Origin of the sequence: Jiulongibacter sediminis, from assembly GCF_001306455.1 — a bacterium.
Lineage (GTDB): Bacteria > Bacteroidota > Bacteroidia > Cytophagales > Spirosomataceae > Jiulongibacter > Jiulongibacter sediminis.
In genome coordinates this window covers 270,600-288,805 of sequence record NZ_LGTQ01000012.1, presented here as the reverse complement: position 1 = coordinate 288,805, position 18,206 = coordinate 270,600, and the positions used below count along the sequence as shown (strand labels likewise).

At 41.6% G+C, this 18,206-nt stretch carries 15 protein-coding genes; 7 read left to right on the top strand and 8 right to left on the bottom strand.

Translation table 11 applies throughout. From position 1 onward, the window contains the following. Window positions 1-122: 122 nt before the first annotated feature. The 4 genes from AFM12_RS16195 (at window position 123) to AFM12_RS16180 (ending at window position 5,577) form a co-directional block, all read left to right on the top strand. Complete coding sequence (locus AFM12_RS16195; RefSeq protein WP_055150242.1) at window positions 123-2,546, top strand: ABC transporter permease; 2,424 nt, start codon at window positions 123-125, stop codon at window positions 2,544-2,546. Window positions 2,547-2,565: 19 nt separating this feature from the next. Next, window positions 2,566-3,231: an ABC transporter ATP-binding protein gene (locus tag AFM12_RS16190; RefSeq protein WP_055150240.1), complete on the top strand. Its 666-nt coding sequence runs from the start codon at window positions 2,566-2,568 to the stop codon at window positions 3,229-3,231. A 39-nt stretch (window positions 3,232-3,270) separates the two neighbouring features. Next, the gene (locus AFM12_RS16185; RefSeq protein WP_055150238.1) at window positions 3,271-4,575 is read left to right on the top strand and encodes a TolC family protein; all 1,305 of its coding nucleotides are present in this window, start codon (window positions 3,271-3,273) and stop codon (window positions 4,573-4,575) included. 222 nt (window positions 4,576-4,797) lie between these two features. After that, on the top strand, window positions 4,798-5,577 hold the full coding sequence (locus AFM12_RS16180; RefSeq protein ID WP_157687444.1) for a winged helix-turn-helix domain-containing protein: 780 nt from the start codon (window positions 4,798-4,800) through the stop codon (window positions 5,575-5,577). Here the strand turns inward: AFM12_RS16180 and AFM12_RS16175 are convergent. From AFM12_RS16175 to AFM12_RS16165, 3 genes are all read right to left on the bottom strand, one after another. Beyond that, complete coding sequence (locus AFM12_RS16175; protein WP_055150232.1) at window positions 5,574-6,899, bottom strand: sensor histidine kinase; 1,326 nt, start codon at window positions 6,897-6,899, stop codon at window positions 5,574-5,576. The genes AFM12_RS16180 and AFM12_RS16175 overlap by 4 nt on opposite strands. Window positions 6,900-6,986: 87 nt before the next feature. Continuing rightward, window positions 6,987-7,286, bottom strand: coding sequence for a GIY-YIG nuclease family protein (locus AFM12_RS16170; protein ID WP_055150229.1), 300 nt, complete (start codon window positions 7,284-7,286; stop codon window positions 6,987-6,989). 80 nt (window positions 7,287-7,366) lie between these two features. After that, complete coding sequence (locus AFM12_RS16165) at window positions 7,367-8,692, bottom strand: sigma-54-dependent transcriptional regulator (protein ID WP_055150226.1); 1,326 nt, start codon at window positions 8,690-8,692, stop codon at window positions 7,367-7,369. A 247-nt stretch (window positions 8,693-8,939) separates the two neighbouring features. On the opposite strand from AFM12_RS16165, the gene AFM12_RS16160 reads away from it, so the two are divergent. From AFM12_RS16160 to AFM12_RS16150, 3 genes are read left to right on the top strand one after another with little or no spacing between them, the layout of a single operon-like run. Beyond that, window positions 8,940-9,311: a response regulator gene (locus AFM12_RS16160; protein WP_055150223.1), complete on the top strand. Its 372-nt coding sequence runs from the start codon at window positions 8,940-8,942 to the stop codon at window positions 9,309-9,311. 8 nt (window positions 9,312-9,319) lie between these two features. After that, window positions 9,320-10,081, top strand: a complete 762-nt coding sequence (locus AFM12_RS16155; protein ID WP_082391384.1) for a DUF4184 family protein — start codon at window positions 9,320-9,322, stop codon at window positions 10,079-10,081. Beyond that, window positions 10,078-11,691, top strand: a complete 1,614-nt coding sequence (locus tag AFM12_RS16150; RefSeq protein WP_055150217.1) for a tetratricopeptide repeat protein — start codon at window positions 10,078-10,080, stop codon at window positions 11,689-11,691. The genes AFM12_RS16155 and AFM12_RS16150 overlap by 4 nt, the downstream gene beginning before the upstream one ends. 481 nt (window positions 11,692-12,172) lie before the next feature. Here the strand turns inward: AFM12_RS16150 and AFM12_RS16145 are convergent, their stop codons facing one another. Genes AFM12_RS16145 through AFM12_RS16125 form a run of 5 tightly spaced genes read right to left on the bottom strand, consistent with a single transcriptional unit; the run spans window position 12,173 to window position 18,202 of the window. Further along, a complete protein-coding gene (locus tag AFM12_RS16145) occupies window positions 12,173-12,595 on the bottom strand; it encodes a GtrA family protein (protein WP_229308521.1) in 423 nt (140 codons plus the stop codon). Beyond that, window positions 12,585-13,847 (bottom strand): glycosyltransferase, encoded by a 1,263-nt coding sequence (locus AFM12_RS16140; RefSeq protein WP_082391383.1) that lies wholly within the window; start codon window positions 13,845-13,847, stop codon window positions 12,585-12,587. Before AFM12_RS16140 ends, AFM12_RS16145 begins: the two co-directional genes overlap by 11 nt. Window positions 13,848-13,851: 4 nt before the next feature. Continuing rightward, window positions 13,852-14,388, bottom strand: a complete 537-nt coding sequence (locus AFM12_RS16135; RefSeq protein ID WP_055150211.1) for a hypothetical protein — start codon at window positions 14,386-14,388, stop codon at window positions 13,852-13,854. Continuing rightward, complete coding sequence (locus AFM12_RS16130; protein WP_055150208.1) at window positions 14,385-15,197, bottom strand: hypothetical protein; 813 nt, start codon at window positions 15,195-15,197, stop codon at window positions 14,385-14,387. The genes AFM12_RS16135 and AFM12_RS16130 overlap by 4 nt, the downstream gene beginning before the upstream one ends. After that, window positions 15,197-18,202 (bottom strand): putative glycosyltransferase family protein, encoded by a 3,006-nt coding sequence (locus AFM12_RS16125; protein WP_055150205.1) that lies wholly within the window; start codon window positions 18,200-18,202, stop codon window positions 15,197-15,199. Before AFM12_RS16125 ends, AFM12_RS16130 begins: the two co-directional genes overlap by 1 nt. Window positions 18,203-18,206 lie beyond the last annotated feature (4 nt).

Here is an 18,206-nt window from a genome sequence, read left to right as displayed (position 1 = left end):
AAACTTGTCCGTTTCTGAACAGTCTATTGAAATTTTATTTTCCATAACTAATTGAATTCCAGTATTCTAATATTGTTGGCATAGTTTGGGTATCTTTCTGAGTGAAGCTTAAAAAACCAGTTATGCTCAGACATCATCTACTATCAGCTTATCGGAATCTCAAAAGGAATAAGACCTTTAGTTTTATTAATATTGGTGGGCTTGCTCTGGGCATTGCCGCGTTTTTATTCATTCTGCAATACATCGGCATAGAAACGGGGGTTAATCAATTTCATGAAAATGCAGACCGCATTTACCGTGTCATCAACGTTGATAAAAATGGTGAATCGTGGTCTGAGCTTGAGCCTGGGTTTGCAGCCCGTTTTGTTGAGAATTTTCCTGAAATAGAGGCGGCAAGCAGAAAGGATAATGGCATCACCAGTGGGGTGGTTCAAAATGAAGAGAACGACCTTTCTTTCCGTGAAGCGGATATTCACTACGTGGAAGGTAACTTTTTTGAGGTTTTCAGCTTCCCGATTCTCGCTGGTAATGCTTCCGGTTTAAACGAGCCGAATACCGTATTTATCTCAAAAAGCTCAGCTCTTAAGTACTTTGGAGATAGCGATCCGATCAATCAAAATCTGATACTTCATAACCAGTTCGGTAAAACGATCTATACCGTAAAAGGAGTATATGAAGACATGTCCTACAACTCTGATTTTGATATGGATATGGCCTTTTCCTTGGAGACGCTGAAGAATGAGGCCAATCTTAATGGAAATGGATGGGCTAACCTCAATAATCTTGATAGTCAATTTGCTCAAACTATACTCTTACTCAAATCCAACACAAACGTTGAACAGCTGGAAGCAAAACTCACGGCTTATCGCGAATCTGTCAGCAGAGAAGACGATGGTGTGAGTTTTAAGCTTCAGCCTCTGACAGAAATGCATTTGGGTGCTTCTTTGAATGATCCCCTACCTACTTATGGAAATATTAAATACGTGTATATTCTGGGAGCCATCGGGCTGATGATTCTTCTGATTGCCTGGTTTAATTATGTGAATCTTTCCACTGCTAATTCTTTGAAGCGGTCGGTAGAGGTGGGCGTAAGAAAGGCTATCGGAGCTGATCAAAAGAGTCTTCTTGGCCAGTTTTTAATGCAAACGGCCCTTGTAAACCTTATTGGATTTCTGGTGGCTTTGGTGATAATCATTCTTTGCCGGCCACTTTTCAACGAAATGATTGGTAAGGACCTTCCATTATTTGCTCATTTATCTCCTTCAGTTTGGCTAATTGGTGCACTGGCTTTACTTCTGGGTACCCTGATTTCGGGAGTTTATGCGGCTTTGGTCAGTACCCGATTTAAGACAGTAGAAACCATCAAAGGTTTGGCAAAATCAGGGAAGTCGGGTTCTTTCTTACGCAAGTCTTTGGTGGTCATGCAGTTTGGCGTTTCTGTTGCTCTCATTTTCGCCACGGTTGTAATTTACTCCCAGCTTGACTACCTCAGAAATAAGGATTTAGGAGTAGATGCCGAGCAGATGCTCGTTATTCGTGGCCCGGCCATTTACGGAGATAATTTTGACAGTCGCAGAAATGCTTTTTTGAATGAATTGGCTTCTCAGTCAATGGTTGAAAAATATGCTCTTTCCGGAGCGGTACCGGCCCGGTTCTATAATTTCAGAACCAACGGCTTTACCCACCCGGGCTCAAAACCCGATGACAAGTATAACTCTTACGCCTTTGTATGCACTGAGGGTGAGTATTTTGATACTTACGGTATTCCTCTAAAAGCGGGAAGAACGTTTACTCCGGAAGAGGTAAGGGTTGACTGGAACTCCAATTCAAAGGTGATGATCAATGAAACGGCCTTGGAGTATATGGGTTTTGAATCAGCTCAGGAGGCTATGTTGGAGGGAATTCAGTGGGACGAGCGTCATCTTGATATTATTGGCGTCTCTGCCGATTATCACCATTTAGGTTTGCAAAGTGAGATCGATCCTATCATTTTTTATCCTCAGCAATACGGACAATTTTTTTCAGTGAAACTGGCAAAAGGTGACCGGAAAAAGCAGTTGGCTTCTCTCGGAAATTTGTACAGACAGTATTTTCCGGGCAATCCTTTTGATTATTCCTTCCTTGAAGAAGATTTTGCAGAAAGCCTCCAAGCCGAACAGCAATACGGTCTGGTATTTACCACAGCTTCAGTGCTGGCTATTCTGATTGCCTGTTTGGGATTGTTTGGTTTGACCATGTATACCGTGGAAGCCCGAATCAAAGAAATAGGGGTGAGAAAGGTGCTGGGTGCCAGCGTAGCTTCGGTTGTTGCTTTGTTGAGTAAAGACTTTCTGATTTTGGTAGTAATCGCTCTACTGCTAGCCACACCTGTTACTATTTATTTGATGAGTAATTGGCTATCCGATTTTCCGTATGCCATTGAAATCAATGGATGGATGGTGGCCGGGGTTGCCATTCTGGCCTTAATGATTGCTTTTATTACGGTGAGTTTTCAAACGCTTAAGGGGGCTTTGATGAATCCCGGAACTACACTTAGAAACGAATAATTGAGACAATTAAAAACAAATGATAAAGCTTAATAACATTTCAAAATACTATCCGGCCGGTTTCGGGAAAACGTATGTGCTTCGCAATATTAGTCTCGAGATCGGGGAGGGAGAATTTGTGAGTATCATGGGCCCATCTGGCTCTGGTAAGTCTACTTTGCTACATATTCTTGGTTTGCTGGAGGCCGCCTCTGAAGGCGAGTATCTTTTCATGGATTCACCGGTTCAAAAACTCAATGAGAAAAAGCGAACTGAGCTTCACCGAAATGCTATTGGCTTTGTTTTTCAGGCTTATCACCTGATCGATGAGCTGACGGTTTATGAAAACATTGAAACCCCTTTGCTATATAAAGGAATGAAAAGCTCGGAGCGGAAAAGTAAGGTGGCGGATATTCTGGATCGCTTTAATATCGTCGGGAAAAAGGATTTGTTCCCAAGCCAGCTTAGTGGTGGTCAGCAGCAGCTGGTGGGAGTGGCCCGGGCTATCGTGAGCGAACCAAAGGTCATTTTCGCTGATGAACCCACCGGAAACCTGCACTCGGAACAAGCCGATGATATTATGAAGCTTTTCAAAGAATTGAATGAAAAAGACGGAGTAACTATCGTTCAGGTGACGCACTCCGAGAAAAATGCTGCCTATGGCGAGCGGATAATTAAATTGAAAGATGGATGGCTGGATGTATAATTCCGACCTTTTGTCTTACCTGATTTTGAAAGATTAATTATGAAAAAGATACTTAAGTTAGCCCTTTTGACTTTGGGTTTACAACCTGTTTTTGCTCAGCAACTTTCTCTCAAAGAATGTGTAGAGATTGCAGTCAATAATCACCCGGATTATCAAAGTTCGGTACTGAATGCTGAGTTGGCTGGTACCGATCTGGATGCGGCTAAAAGTCGGAGATTGCCCCGCATGAGTCTGGAGTTGTATCAAAGTACCAACACTGGTCGAAGTATTGACCGTTTTACCAATTCCTACATCAATGAGGTTTATAATAGCACGTATACTCAGGCCAGTCTGAGTCAGCCTATTTTTCAGGGGTTTAGAATCAAAAACGGGATTGAGGCTTCTCAATTGGCTCTAAAATCAAGTGAGGAGCAGGCAAAAGCCATGCAAAATGATCTTACGGTTCGCATTATACAGGCTTACCTTACGGTTTTGCAATCTCAGGAGCTGGTGGCAGTCGCAAACTCACAAGTGGCGAGTTCACGCGAGCAGGAAAACAGAGTCAAATTACAGGTGGAGGCCGGTACTTTGGGGCAAAAAGAGCTTCTGCAAATTCAAACACAAAGAGCTAATGACGAGTACACCCTTGTGAACGCCAAAGGATCTGAAAGGCAGTCTCGGTTAAATCTTTTCCAACTATTAAACAGGCCGGTGGACGAGACGGCGAGTTTCGAACGGATTGACGCTCCGGAGCTGGTGGTAGCTCAATACGGAGTGGCAAAAGAAGAGATTTACGAAAGGTTGCCTGAAATAAGATCCTCGGAGTTCCTGATCAAAAGTTTTGACAGCCAATACAAGTCGATTAAAGCTGAAAATCTACCATCTTTGAATTTCTATGCAGATTGGAATACCTTTTACGCATCCTCTAATCCCGAACAGAAGTTTTTTGAGCAGATTAACGCTACCCGTAATGGTTCGTTTACCCTTGGCCTTCAGATTCCAATCTTCGGAAAATTCCAGACTTCACCGCGAATGCAGGCCGCTCAGGTGCAGAAACGAATTGCACAGAATCAATTACGAAATGCAAAACTCGCTGTGAACAGGGTTTATGAAAGTGCTTTACAAAACTACGAGATAGCCGGGGAGCAATATCAAAATACACAAAACCAGGTAGCCATCAATAGTCGGAATATGCAGGCTGTTCAGGCTCAGATTGAGGCCGGAACCGTGAATACGTTGGAATACATTCTGGCTAAAACCAATCTGGATCGAGCAAATTCAAATCTTGTTCAGGCGAAATATCAATTTTTGCTTCAGGAGAAAATTCTCAAATTCTATGAATCGGGAGAGTGGGAATTAAATTAGTACCTTGTTAAAGGTCAGCTTTTTCATTTCTTTTTTAAAGGAAATAACTCATGCACTTCTGACCGTTCGCTGTTAAGAGTAGAAGAATAATAATTCTTGCATGCCGCGTCAGAACAATGTAAAAGAGTTTAAAAAAATGTAAAAAGGCAGGAGGCGGATGAGTCTAATGTTTCCTTCTTGGTACTTTTAGGTGTGAAAAAGTGGTTGTTGATAATTTTGTTGTTGAGCTTTACGAGCCCAACGCTTGCCCAAAGTTTTGATCAGTCGAAGCTTGAAGTTAAATTGAGAATGGTGGCTCATGAGCTCTTAAAGGCTTCGGGCGACACGGTTTCTTTGGTCTTGCCGGTAAAGAAACTCGACGAACTGACCTATAGAATTCAGTTTGAATCCGATTTGTCTATCCACCCTGATACGCTTGTTTCCATTGCTCAGCAAATAGCAGGGACTTTTGATACCTCCGGTGAATCTGTATTTGAAGTGAAGGATTGTTACCGGAAAGAAACAGTTTATTCCTTCCTGATATCCCCGGGAGAAAAGAAGGATCTGGTGCCGTGCAAAGGTCGTGTTCTGCCTCAGAGTTGTTACTATATTGAGATTCAAATAGCTATTAGTGAGCCTGCTTTGTCATACTTATGGTTTCTTTTGGCTATTCCCGTGCTGATTCTTGGGGCATTCTCATATTTAAAACGGACAGAAAAGAACTCCGGGGAAAATCCAGGGAATATTTCACTTGATCATAGGAATCAAATTCTTCGACTTGGTAATGTCAAAGTGAAACTGACATACAAGGAATACCGGCTTTTGGAACTACTGATTCAGCAACCCAACCAGATTGTAAAACGCGACTACCTTCAGAAAGTCATATGGGAAGATGAAGGAGTAATAGTCAGTAGAAGCCTGGATATGTATATTTCTAGATTACGTAAGAAGCTGGCGTCTGATCCTTCTGTAGAGATTGAGAACGTTCGGGGAGAAGGGTATAAGTTCATTGTCAATTCCTAAAATTCAAGTCTGAATGCCGAACCTTTCCCGAGCTCCGACTTGACAGTGAGATCACCGTGGTGCAATTGTAAAATTTGTTTTGAAAGACTAAGTCCGATACCCGACCCCGTCTTTTTGGTGGTGTAAAAAGGAATAAAGATTTTCTCCAAAGCTTCCGGCACAATTCCATTGCCATTGTCTTTGACTAAAATAAAACGTTGCCCTTTTTGCTGGTAGGCCCTGATTTCAATTTTTCCTTCAGCTTTATTTTCAATGGCTTCAGTAGCGTTTTTAACCAGATTAATGAGCACCATCTCAATTTGATCAAGGTCAATATTAAGCCGGTAGGGATGCTCAATCTCAATCGAGAGTTTAACATTTTTAGTTTGAGCATCGGCTTTAATAAGTGTTTCCACCCTCTCCAAGACGGCGGCCACTGTGGTTTCTCTGAATAAAGGTTTCGGTAGTGTGGTAAAATCGCGGTAGGCATTGACAAATTTCATTATGCCTTTCCCCCGGTTTTCAATGGTTTTAAGAGCTTCTCCAAGGTCTTCCACCGAGTCTTCAATTTCGGGTTTATCACTCAGGTCTTCGTTAACAATACTCCGCATAGTGCCTACCATAGAAACAATAGGAGCGATACTGTTCATGATTTCATGCCGAAGTACCTTGGTCAGGTTTTGCCATGAACTCACCTCTTTTTGCTGGAGTTCGGTTCTGATGTTCTGCAAAGAAATTATCTTAACAGCCCGCCCTCTGAGATTCACTTTTGTAGCATTAATGGCCAGTTGGCTTCCGTTTTCGGTTTCGTACATTACACGCTCTCCTGAGTTTAATTCCCGAAGGATGGTATATAGTTTGACATGGGCCGTTGGCAATAGATCTTTCAGCTCACGAAGGCGATAAACTTCTAAAAGCCGAATGGCAGCATTGTTCAGAATTTCAATATTTTCTCCCGCATCATAGCAAATGATACCAACGTCCACGTGTTGTACCAATGTGTTTAAAAACTGGATATTCGCTTCTTTTTCCGCACGTGCGGCCTTAAAGGCATCCACCACTTCATTCATCTGTTGATTCAGGTCGCTAAAACTTTTCCCTTGCTTATTATCTGAGCTGAATTTTACAGTGAAATCAGAGTAACGGATGGATTCGAAAAAAAGGGTCAGTTTTTTATTTACGGAAGTAGCGTATTGGTAAAATGATACACCGGTAATAAGGGCAAAAACGAACAAAACAATAGCAGCAGCTCGCTGCTCATTTAACCATAGAAATGGCACCGGGCAGATGAAAGCTGCCAGCAGGATGATACGAAATGCAATATTTAGGGAGAAGCGTTTCATTATTGGTGGCCTACCGATCTCTTCGACAGGCTCAGGGGTCGATTGGCCGAAATTTTTTATTCAAATTTAATTTTTAGAATTTTCATTTTACGAGTCATAGGGATGCTCGGTATAATTCCTGGAAAGTATGGGTAGTTTCGATGGTTGTTTATTTATCAGAGCTTCTTTCTTTTCTCTTCGCCATTTTTGAATTTGTTTTTCTCTGAGGAAAGCTTCGTCAATCCGGTCAAACTCCTCAAAATAGACCAGTTCTACAGGCAAATACTTTCTGGTATGGTTTGCTCCTTCTCCATTCTGATGTTGTAGAACTCTCAATTCTAAATCCTTTGTGCTACCCACATAATAACTACCATCTGAACACTTTAAAATGTACATATATCCTTTCATTGTGTAGAAATTTTATGATTTAATTCGCGGGCTGAGCATGTCGACATATTCGGTGGCTGAGCCTGTCGAAGCCATCGAAGCTAGATCTCATACTTCTCAATCCTTCTGTAAAGTGCCGCACGCGAGAGCCCAAGTTCTTTGGCGGCGTCACTGATGTTTCCATTGAATTGTTTCAAAGCTTTTGTAATCAACTTTTTCTCCATTTCTTCCAGGTCATAGCTTTTAAGCTCGGCATTTGTTGAAGCCTTCATTCGGCTGACATTGCCAAAAACATCTTCTACCTCCAGTTTATTATTTCTGGAAAGAATGACAGCTCTTTCAATCGCGTGCTGCAATTCCCGGACGTTACCCGGCCACGGGTTTCTCAGCATTTCCTTCTTTAGTGCATGACTTAACCCATCGAGAGGGCGATTGTATTTTGCCGCATAAAGCTCGAGGAAATGCTCCCCGAGTAAAATAATATCGTTTCCTCTCTCTCGCAGTGGTGGCATTTCCAAGCTGATGGTATTAATCCTATATAGTAAATCCTGCCTGAATTTTCCATTGGTACTTTCTTCGAAAATCGGGGAGTTCGTTGCTGAAATCAGCCTGAAATCAACCTTCCTTTCTTTATTTTCACCGACACGGCTTACCTGCCGGTTTTGTAAAACGGTTAGAAGCTTACTTTGTATTGGTAGACTTAAGTTGCCGATCTCATCGAGAAATAGAGTGCCCTTGTGAGCTTCCTCAAATTTTCCTTTCCGATCTTCCCGGGCATCGGTGAATGAACCTTTGATATGCCCGAAAAGCTCAGATTCCACCAAGGTGTCCGGAATGGCCGCTAAGTCTACTCTGATAAACGGCTCTTCTTTTCTACCTGAATTTTGGTGAAGAGCCTGAGCCATAAGGTCTTTTCCAGTACCATTTTCGCCTAAGATCAGAATATTAGCGTCGGTTTGTGCCACCCGTTGCATGGTTTCCATGACGGCCTTCATAGCATCTGATTCACCGATGAGAAGGTTTGGGCCTGTTATCTTCTCTTCTGTTTCTTCTCCGAGAGCACCTTTTAGTGTATTGAGTAGCTTGTCATTGTCCCAGGGCTTAAGCACAAAATCTTTGGCCCCGAGTTTTATGGCTTTTACAGCCATTTCTACATCACCATAAGCAGTAAATAATACTACTTTACTTTTTGGTTTCAGGTCCAGAATTCTGTCGAGCCATTGAAAGCCCTCCCGCCCGGTATTGACGTCCTGAGTGAAATTCATGTCGAGCAAGATGAGGTCGAACTCATAATTGTTCAGGAGGAAAGGAATCTTCTCGGGATTCTTTTCAATGACCACCTCTTCAAAATGCCTTTTGAGGAATAGTCTTGCGGCACTCAGAATGTCCACATCGTCATCAATGATAAGTAGCTTTTTGTCTTTCACAATTCAATAAGATATTCATTCAAAGATAGATAAGAAATTCACAGTGTTCATTTTCGGAATGAGGTGTTCGGCTTTGGACAATTTGACTCTTCCGGTTTCCATATTCTGGAATTTTGCTCATGATTTGGAATTATGGAGAGATGTTTGATCTTGTAATTATCATATAATCAGTAGTTTATGTTTTTGGTATAGATCATGCCAAAGAGTAGTTGTTCGTGGTAAAGACCGTAATTAAAAATCAAAAGCAATGTACACTAAAAAGATCTTTTTGGTAGATGATGACCCGTTCTGGGTGGCTGTACTCAAGCAGATTCTGGCTGAAATTGGGTATACAAATGTTTTAACATTCGAAGGAGGAGAAGACTGTTTGGCTAATCTTTATCTGAATCCTGAAGTTATTTTTCTGGATAAAGAAATGCAGGATATGGATGGTCTTGATGTTCTGGATAAAATCAAAGATAGTAATCCGGCCATTGAGGTAGTTTTCTGTACTTCTCTGGAAGATTTGAGTGTTGCCATCAAGGCCCTTCGAAGCGGTTCAAATGACTTCCTTCTCAAAACAAATGTGAATAAGAAGGAGGTATCAGAGTTGCTTGAAAAAATTCATCTTACCTGCTAAGCTTAGTTATGCCTTTTACACTGGCACATCCGGTTGTGATTATGCCGTTTATGAAACGGTCATTAAAGCTTTCTGAGACAGCATTGATTGCAGGCAGTGTTATGCCTGATTTTGAGTTTTTTCTTCAGATGCGTGAGGTGGAAAATCTGGGGCATCACTGGGCGGGAGTTTTAATTTTTGACCTACCTGCAACCCTTCTCTTCTGTTTTCTATTTCACGGGTTTCTCAAAAAGCCTCTTCTCCGACATGTTCCGGAAGGAGTACAAAAACGTCTGGGGTATACTTATGATTTTGATTGGAATAGGTCTTTCCTGAAGAAGCCGGTGATGATGATTATTTCAGCTATGATAGGTATACTTAGTCACCTCGTTCTGGATGGTTTCACTCATCATGATGGTTTTTGGCTTCAGTGGATTCCTTCGTTGCAAAATGAAGTTTCTATCTCCGGTAAAGATATCCCGGTTTTTTACCTGTTACAGTTGGGCTTGAGCTTTTTTTGTAGCATGATGGCGGTGATGTTTGTTTTTACTTCCAGGCAGAGGAATCACGACGTTCCCAAAGCCACATTTGCCTCTTTTTGGTCTGCTTACCTTGCTATATGGTTTATTGTTTATTCGGTTCGGGTCATTTACTTTCCGATCTATAACACATTCTGGGGGCTGGTGATGGCTTTTTTTGGTACCACCGTTTATGCCTTAATGATTGTGTCATTGATTGACGTATTAAAATCACGTTTGCAGAGCACACAACTTGAAAATGTAAAGAGATGAAGAAGGTCGAAAGAATACTTATTGTTTTGATTTTTTTCTTGTCCGCTTTGAAAGGTCTTGCTCAGGATGTTGTAGAGGCCATGTCTCATGAGAAAAGAGAAGGGTTTATTCAAAAGGCCTCTGAATTAAGGGCTTCAGGTAACTATACCGAGGCCGGAACTATGCTTGACAGCATTCTGGTAAAAAATCCTGAAGATGCACCGATATTACTATTTAAGGGTGACCTAATGCTTCAGGCTAATAACTTTCAGAAGGCGATAGAAACCTACTCAAAGTTGCTTCCACTTGGGTTTGAACCAACAACAGTTAGGATCAACCTGTCTTATGCTTTGTTCATGAATCATAAACCGGGGCCTGCGTTAGTGGAGGCAAAAGGAGCGTGGGAAGGCGAGCCAACGGCTAAAAATGCAGTGGTTAATTATTTCAACGCTCTCCTTTGGAACACAAAAACCAGAGAAGCAGGTGAATTTCTTGAAAGTCAAAAAGACCTTCTGGATTCTGCTGATGTACTGGTTTTAAAGGCAAGGCTGGAAAGCACATCCGGGAATTATATGGAAGGTCTTGTTTATTATGACAGCCTGTGTCATTCCTTTCCTAACAAACATTATGTCAAGGAATACTCGGATGTATTATTGGCAAAAGGGCAGGCAGAAAAAGCAATATTAGTCTTTGAGAATAATAATGGCTTATTCAGTGAAAAGGAATTGAATGCATTTAATTCAAAGATAAAAAATCGAGAAAAGGTCTCCGCCGGCACACGCTTTAGTCTGTTCAATGACATCGGAGGTAATGTAAGACATAGCGGAGAGTTTTGGTTTCAGTTACCAGAAGCAAAAACGTATCAGCTCAGAGGTTCCGCAGGTAGGTCAAATTTGAGTTCTATTTATGGAGGAAATGTGCAAACGAACTTTGTGCATGGTCAATTGAAAGAAAACTGGGGTAGAGGTATTACCGGAGAAACAGATATTCACTTTTTACAAATCAAACCGGGGACAGGAGCATCTTACGGTGGGTTGACAGGCAGACAAAGCTTTAAATACCAACGTCATGACAGACGGATGCTTAGTCTTTTTTACAGTAAAGACGTTTTAAATTTTACGCCCTCTCTTTATGAACAAAATATTACTTCAGCAAATCTGGGCTATATCACTCATATCATGACCGGAGCAAAAACCGGCATTTACAGTCAGGGCAGCCGGGGTAGTTATTCTGATGATAATAAGAAAGTTGAAGTATTCGCTTCGCTCTATCATTTGTTCAGTATGTTTCCGGTTTTTAAAACCGGACTCAACTATTCGTACTTACATTTTTCACAACAAAAAGAGTTGTATTTCTCGCCTGACCGATATTCAAACTCAGAGATTTTCGCTGACTTATCTGGTAATCTTCCCGTAAAGTTTCCCTTAAAACTAGCTGTTCAAGGCGGTTTTGGTTTTCAGCAAATCGAGGAGAATAAACCTGAGTCGGCCACAAGATATCAGGCAGAGCTAAGTACTTCTTTTAAGTCACTGGTGGCGTCTTTAAAATACCAGACCAGCAATGTGGCCGCCGGAACCGGTAGCGGATACAAGTTCAACTGGTTTACACTAAATCTTGCTTACAGCTGGTAAAAAATATTTTTTCATGAGTTACTTTTCCTCCTGATTTCATTGAATTCAGGAGGTTTTTTTGTTCTAGAGGTTATCCCTGAATATTCAATCCTGATGTAATGCTTTTGCTGTGGGTTTCCTTTAGTCTCTGTTGGAGGTTCCCTTTCTTATTTGGTTTCTCAACTGCTGTTTTAAACGGGGGAAACGTGATTATCATGACAAATGAGATGCCTTTGCTGTGAGGATTCAAAAGTCCAATCAATGGTCTAAGACTCAAAAAGCGTTGCAGGAAGAGCTTGTCTCTAGACTTTGATGATTCTAAATTCACTCTAACCTTTTAGAACATAAATTGATTGTTTTTTCTTGGGAGAAATGGATCAAAGCGAAACCGGCTTTCTAAACAAAACCAACCTTATACAATGAGATGATTGAGTTGGGTAAAAAAATGAAGCCCCCATAAAATGGAGGCTCATTAAATTTATCCGTAATTATATGTTAAATTCTAATTGGTCGCAGACTTGAAAGTAAAGTACTTCTGCAAAATATAGTTTGCGGTGAGTACGATGACTGTTGAATTCACTTTGGCAATGGTAGGGTGAATGTCCATGACTTCAATCATCAACTTCATGAGCAGGAAATCGCTTATAAGCCCCTGCGTAACCACCATCGAATACTTTATAAAAGACGAAGCTGTGGAGGCACTGTTTTCTGCTTTAAAAGCGAAATGCTTTGCCAGCCAGTAACCTGATGGAATCGTTAGCAAAAAGGCGTATACTAGACTGATGGTATAAGATTCTATCGGCCTGCCAAAAATCAGGTATTCACTTTTGATCAGTATGACCTGATAAAACAATGCAAACAGAGCAATATTCAGAACAGTATTTACCGCTCCTAGACTCAAATAAGCAAAGACACTAAAGTTCATTAACCGTTTGAACGGTGGATACAAAAGTTCCAGAATAAGATTGATCAAATTTTTCATTTTTGCTTTTTTTAGAAATCTTCTTTTGTCTCAAATTTTGAATGTGTCTGAGGTACATATCGGCCAGTTCGGTCATTTGTAAACCTTTAGCGGCCTCGTAATTCATGTCCTCCAGTTTTTCGCGTTCAGCGGGGTTCTCTATGAGTGGGGCGATAGCATTTGCCATGCTTTCGGCATTATCAGTTTGGAAATAGGCTCCCCCGTAACCTTCTTCTTCTACAACTCTTTCGAGGTCATCTATTTTGGGGAGGATGCAGGCTCTGGCATAACTGCCCGCCTGGTGTAAAATACCCGAGCTTCCTGTAGTAGTGGTGTATGGGAAAATGATAAAGGTACTGGCTTTAAAAATGCCTTCTACGTCTTCTTCCCTGACATACCCGGTGAACTCAACGTGCTTCATGTCAGCATATCTTTTTTCCACTTCGTTAAGGTAGCCCTTGACATTCGGGTTGTCAGTACCAGCAACTGTGGCTTTGAATTTAAGATTTGGAAATCTTTGTTCCAGAATCTTAACAGCATCCAGCATGACTTCCACTTTTTTATAAGTACCAAACTTCCCGAAGGCCATCAGGTTAATCTCTTCCAGTGGATTCGGTAAAAAAGAGCGTTCAGGTAATTCAAAATTGCCATGCGGTAATAGGGTGACATTCTCCGCCTTATATTTCTCACGAATGATATCCACATATTTCGATATGGTGAGTCCAAGAAGATCAGCCTGAAGCAAAAGTTTCGTCAATTGCTCACCGATCCACAAAAACAGCCTGGCTTTCAGCTTGCTATCGGCCATTCCAATATTTTCAAGTTGAACAGTCTCTGTGATATTGTGAAGTAGCACGATCGAAGGAATGCCCAATGTTTTTACAGCCAAAGGGGTCAGAAGTCCCAGTGCTGCGGGTATTTTTCCTTCACCAAAAGTCATGAATTGAAGGTTAAAGATGACCACATCCGGTTTTTGCTTTTTGATCTCTTTCCGGATATTTAAAAAGGCAGTCCAGCTGTCAAAGCTCCAGCAAGGAATGAGCTCAATGCCTTCAATAGCATATTCGCCGTATGCTTCATTGTTTTCCAGGTGGTTGGTCAAGACCACAATTTCATCAACTTCAGGTTTGCCTTTGAAGCTTTTGATTAAATGATAGCCGTACTCATTTAAGGTAACCTTACTCGGCGGGAACGGGGATACAAATGCAATTTTCATTTTCTTAATTGTTTAAATATTTCATGGCGTCTACTCTCCAGTGATCACCCTGATAGAGGAGAACAAAGGCCATATGGAATGTTCTTTCGAAATTTTTTGATGAATTAATGTCATAACTGAAAACCGCATTGCTATCAATAGCGGTACAGACGAGATTGTCAGATGACCAGTTCATAATGTGTAGGTTATGGTTCAGGTCTTTCCTGTACAGGCTTGCGTCAAAAGGCTCGTTATTTCCTTTACATATTTGTTTAAACCAGTCTTCGGTATAATACTCTTTACCAGCATTTACGTCATTGGTTTCGTACAAATGGTTTAAATGGGCCCAGATGGCGGAATAGTCTTCTTTCAGATCTTCCAGATTTACAGAATCTGGTTTAAAATGAGAGTGCACTTTTACGGTGATGTCGGTTTGGTGAGCGTCCGCAATGGGGTCTGGCTTTAGGAAAACAGGCAGTTCGCTGCTTCTTTCATATTTTCCTGTTCTCAGGTAAAGTAGAAGTGCTACAATCAAACCCAGTATGTAAAAAAGGTATTTCATGGTTCGATGACAGATGACTTTAAGCCGTTGGTTACGGCATAGATGTTTGAAATTTCTTTAGATGTATTCAAGGGTATGCTGGCGTATCCATTTCTTATAATCGTCTGCATTTGATACTCCACTTCATTTGAGGTGTAGTAAATTGAGATCAGCGTTCCATCGGCTATCAGGTTACCTATTGCATCTGTAACGGGTCCGATACTTACACCCAGTTCATTCTTTTCTTTCTTTATGGCTATTGGGAGTTTAGTGGCCGTTCCTGGCTGCACGTAATAATTGGTAATGGGTTCATTTTCAATGGCTTCGTAAAAGCCACTTTTGCCGGTTAGGCCCAAAATATGCTCCTCAAAGAGTGGTTTATTTTCAGGTTGCATGATGTTTCTGAAATCATCGATATAATGAATGATTTGCTGGTGTTCTAAAACGCTATCCGGGTTCACTGTTTTGGGTGAGCGATAGTCAACTCTCTCGGAGCCACATATTATTTGGTTCACCAGATAGAATTCATAAACAAACTGCTCACCGTCCAGGTCAATCAGAAGAATGGCCGGTCCTTCAATAATCCCCTCTACTTCTTCAGGAATGCTGAGTTCAAAATTTTCATCCTTTTTTATTTTGAGTGAAAAGGTTTTAGACGCTGTATAAAGTCTGGCTTCGCTAATTTCGCCTTCAGCTTTAATTGATAGATGAAGATCCTGGAAGGATAGCGTATTTGCTTGATTGAGCCAGACCGGAACGGAAACCGTTTTTTCGCACGAGGTGCTAAAAAGTAGAAACAACAGGGCCATATGTGGCAGAATCTTTCTCATTACTGCAGATATATTTCCTGTGAAATGAAACAATGAGGAAGAGCATGGATACCGGCTTTTTTCTCGGATTTGATCATTTTCCTTCCTGATCCGTTAACAAACAGCTGAATCGGGACTTTGGATACCACAGTGGTTACGTTCTCGACTTTCTCGAATTCGGCATCGAAGTCAATGTGGAGACCACTTCTTACCGCCCGCCTGTGGGTGGTGAGCTGTACTTTTCTGATGACCCCGTCCTTATCTTCTTCAGCCAGTAAAACTCCGGGAATGTTGATGTCGGTGCTCAGTTCGTTGTACATGTTTACCTGTAGCATCGCTTTATTGTCAGCTACCGATTCTTGTTTTACCCCAATGGTTCCACCATGGATGTATCCGTTTTGGCTGACGTCAGTATCGGCATAGAGTTTTATGCTTTTGATTTTTGAAAGCGTTAATGAGTCAGATGCGGTAAAATTGATCTGAAAATAGGTCGAGGCCTTTGGCCATAAATTGTACTGAAATTCTTTTTCAGGATAGTAGGTGTATATCTTTCCAGAGTCTGCCTCAACTTCAGCCTTTAAGGCGACATTTATTGGGATATCATCCGCATTTAGAAATTGACCGGTAATGTAGAGTTGATCTTCGTTCTGGATCAGGTTGGCTTTTTGATAGCCTGCAAATGCTTTTTTGATCAAATCGTCTTTTACGGTCGGGAAGCTACTGATTACGCGTTTGCCCTGCTTTTTGTACAAAGTGAACGTATAGCTTCTCATTTGATAGGGTGGAATTTCAGGCACAACCGACTCTGGGATGATATACCAGCTTTTCTTGATTTTCTCCAGATTCAGAGTATCCGTTTCAGCCAGAATACCCATTGAAGTTCGCCAGTAGGTATTTACCTGCACTGCTGCTTTATCGCTTTCCAGGTTAAGGTTAACCGTTGAGATACTGTCAAGTTTAGCATACGAAGGCAGAAGGCCGCCGTCATTAACTGACTTCTCCAGCAGATACTGATCAAGTGTATACGTTGGGGTGGGTTTATAAAATCCGAAGGCCGTTTCAAAGCGTTGAAAATCAAGATGATTATAAAAGTTCAGAACGGTGGTTTCCGGGTCTTTCTGCTCATCAAGAAACAAAAGCTCTTTAATTTGGTACAGAAGAAGGCCCGAAAAGATGATCGCTGGTAGTAACGATGATCCGTATACGGCGGCAATCGGATAATAATGACTCGTTTCCGGAACAGAACTGAAATAGTCTTTGTCTTTATACTTTTTTAAGTAAAAAATCGTCAGACCTATAGCGACTATCAGGCTCATCACCGGGAAGGTACCCCAGGTGATTTTCAGTACCGGATGTATTTCTTTTGGGGTTACCGGCTTGATGGTGGAAATGTTACCCTTTTCCCAAACCATGATGCCGTTCTCCAGTCGTATGGTACGGTCCCAGCCGCTGTAATAAAGCAGCGGATCATAATAGCGGTCGTTACTGAAAACATACTTCAGACTGTATTTTTCGGCTTTTGTTAGAAAATCGTTTAAGGAGGCCAATCCTGCTTCACCGTTAAACTTCGCATTTTCAAGACGTTCTACGGGTCTTGTAGTTAATTCAGGGAGTCTTCTTGCCGAATGATAATTACCATCAACCGTGGCGGCCAAAGAATTTGAACTCAGCCAGGCCATTTGGTCACCAAAACCCAGCGTCAGAAAACGCCAACGCATATGTTCGTCTCTATTGAGGAAATTGATGATGGGGTCAATATCAACTTCTTTGGGCTGAAGAGGTCTGAAACTTCCAAGATGAAAGATGAAAATAATGAAAATGAAATACGTGAAACCCGATACTCCTGTGATGATAAAGTGAACTTTACTGCCGAAGTTTTCAACCCAAAAATCGCGAACGGGTCCGGCCAGAAACGAATAAATGAATTTAGCCATGAATGGGATGGCCATTATAGATGCCCAGAAACCGAAACGGTCAAGCGTGAGAATATTGAAAGCGTTCTCTCCAAGCATCATTTTTGGAATTGGGGTGGTTCCACCACTGCCTAAAAGCAGGCACAGATAAAAGGAAACAGCCCACCCGATGTAACGCTTTTGCCTGGTGATGTTATAACTGATAGCCGGTAGCAAAGCAAAAACCAGCATTAGAGGTATAATGTAGAAGATTAGACCTGAGGAGGTTTTCTCAAAAAAGTTATCCCGCGATCCGTGAGGAATAGAAACCTGAGTGATAGGGTCAGTTTTGCTCCAGTACCAGTATGGGAAAATCAGACCTACGGCCATGACAATCATTATAGTGCCGAATAAAATCAGTTCTTTTTTTCTATCCCATGCTGATTTAACTACTGACAACAAAAATAGTCCGATTCTCTTTTTAGTATCGCCCTTTGAAGGCCCATCAGCAGCTGCCATAAAAAGAGTGGGTGCAATAAAGAACACCATCCCGAAAATGGCTGTGACGTGGTGTGAGCTTATGGTAACTGCCAGAAAGCTCATCGCCATGACCAGATAAACGGGAGATCTTTTTACGATGTATTGATACAAAAAAGGGAGAGCATTCAATAGGAAGGCAAGTCCCGTGAGTGTGGGCATTTGACCGTAAACATGTAGCGTTTCTACTATAGAGGAAAGCACGACAGTCAGAATAGCGGCGATTCCGGCCGTCATCTTATCAAAGAAAATTTTTGAGAAACGGTAAACTCCGACGATCAGAATTAGCATAATTCCATTGGCAAAAATGGCAAAGGCTACTTTTAACGGAAATGCTTTGCTCAATAGCCCAATAAGCTGATGAACCAAAGGAGGGTAACTTACCGTCAGAAAACCGGTATACCAGCGGTAGTCCCATGGTTCAAACCAGAACCTTGCATAATGATCAGCGAAAAACATATGAACAAAGGCATCATACGTGCCAGGAAGCGTGTAATACATGATTACCCCATGAGTGAGCAATGATAAAATCATGGCTACCAGCAAGAGCTTCTTGCCGTAGTAGTCTTCCCAGATATTGTATTTGCCTTTATTCATCTGA

Coding starts and splice junctions, on each gene's coding strand:
- AFM12_RS16195 (WP_055150242.1), top strand. CDS start 123: ATGCTCAGACATCATCTACTATCAGCTTATCGGAATCTCAAAAGGAAT.
- AFM12_RS16190 (WP_055150240.1), top strand. CDS start 2,566: ATGATAAAGCTTAATAACATTTCAAAATACTATCCGGCCGGTTTCGGG.
- AFM12_RS16185 (WP_055150238.1), top strand. CDS start 3,271: ATGAAAAAGATACTTAAGTTAGCCCTTTTGACTTTGGGTTTACAACCT.
- AFM12_RS16175 (WP_055150232.1), bottom strand. CDS start 6,899: ATGAAACGCTTCTCCCTAAATATTGCATTTCGTATCATCCTGCTGGCA.
- AFM12_RS16170 (WP_055150229.1), bottom strand. CDS start 7,286: ATGAAAGGATATATGTACATTTTAAAGTGTTCAGATGGTAGTTATTAT.
- AFM12_RS16160 (WP_055150223.1), top strand. CDS start 8,940: ATGTACACTAAAAAGATCTTTTTGGTAGATGATGACCCGTTCTGGGTG.
- AFM12_RS16155 (WP_082391384.1), top strand. CDS start 9,320: ATGCCTTTTACACTGGCACATCCGGTTGTGATTATGCCGTTTATGAAA.
- AFM12_RS16150 (WP_055150217.1), top strand. CDS start 10,078: ATGAAGAAGGTCGAAAGAATACTTATTGTTTTGATTTTTTTCTTGTCC.
- AFM12_RS16145 (WP_229308521.1), bottom strand. CDS start 12,595: ATGAACTTTAGTGTCTTTGCTTATTTGAGTCTAGGAGCGGTAAATACT.
- AFM12_RS16140 (WP_082391383.1), bottom strand. CDS start 13,847: ATGAAAATTGCATTTGTATCCCCGTTCCCGCCGAGTAAGGTTACCTTA.
- AFM12_RS16135 (WP_055150211.1), bottom strand. CDS start 14,388: ATGAAATACCTTTTTTACATACTGGGTTTGATTGTAGCACTTCTACTT.
- AFM12_RS16130 (WP_055150208.1), bottom strand. CDS start 15,197: ATGAGAAAGATTCTGCCACATATGGCCCTGTTGTTTCTACTTTTTAGC.
- AFM12_RS16125 (WP_055150205.1), bottom strand. CDS start 18,202: ATGAATAAAGGCAAATACAATATCTGGGAAGACTACTACGGCAAGAAG.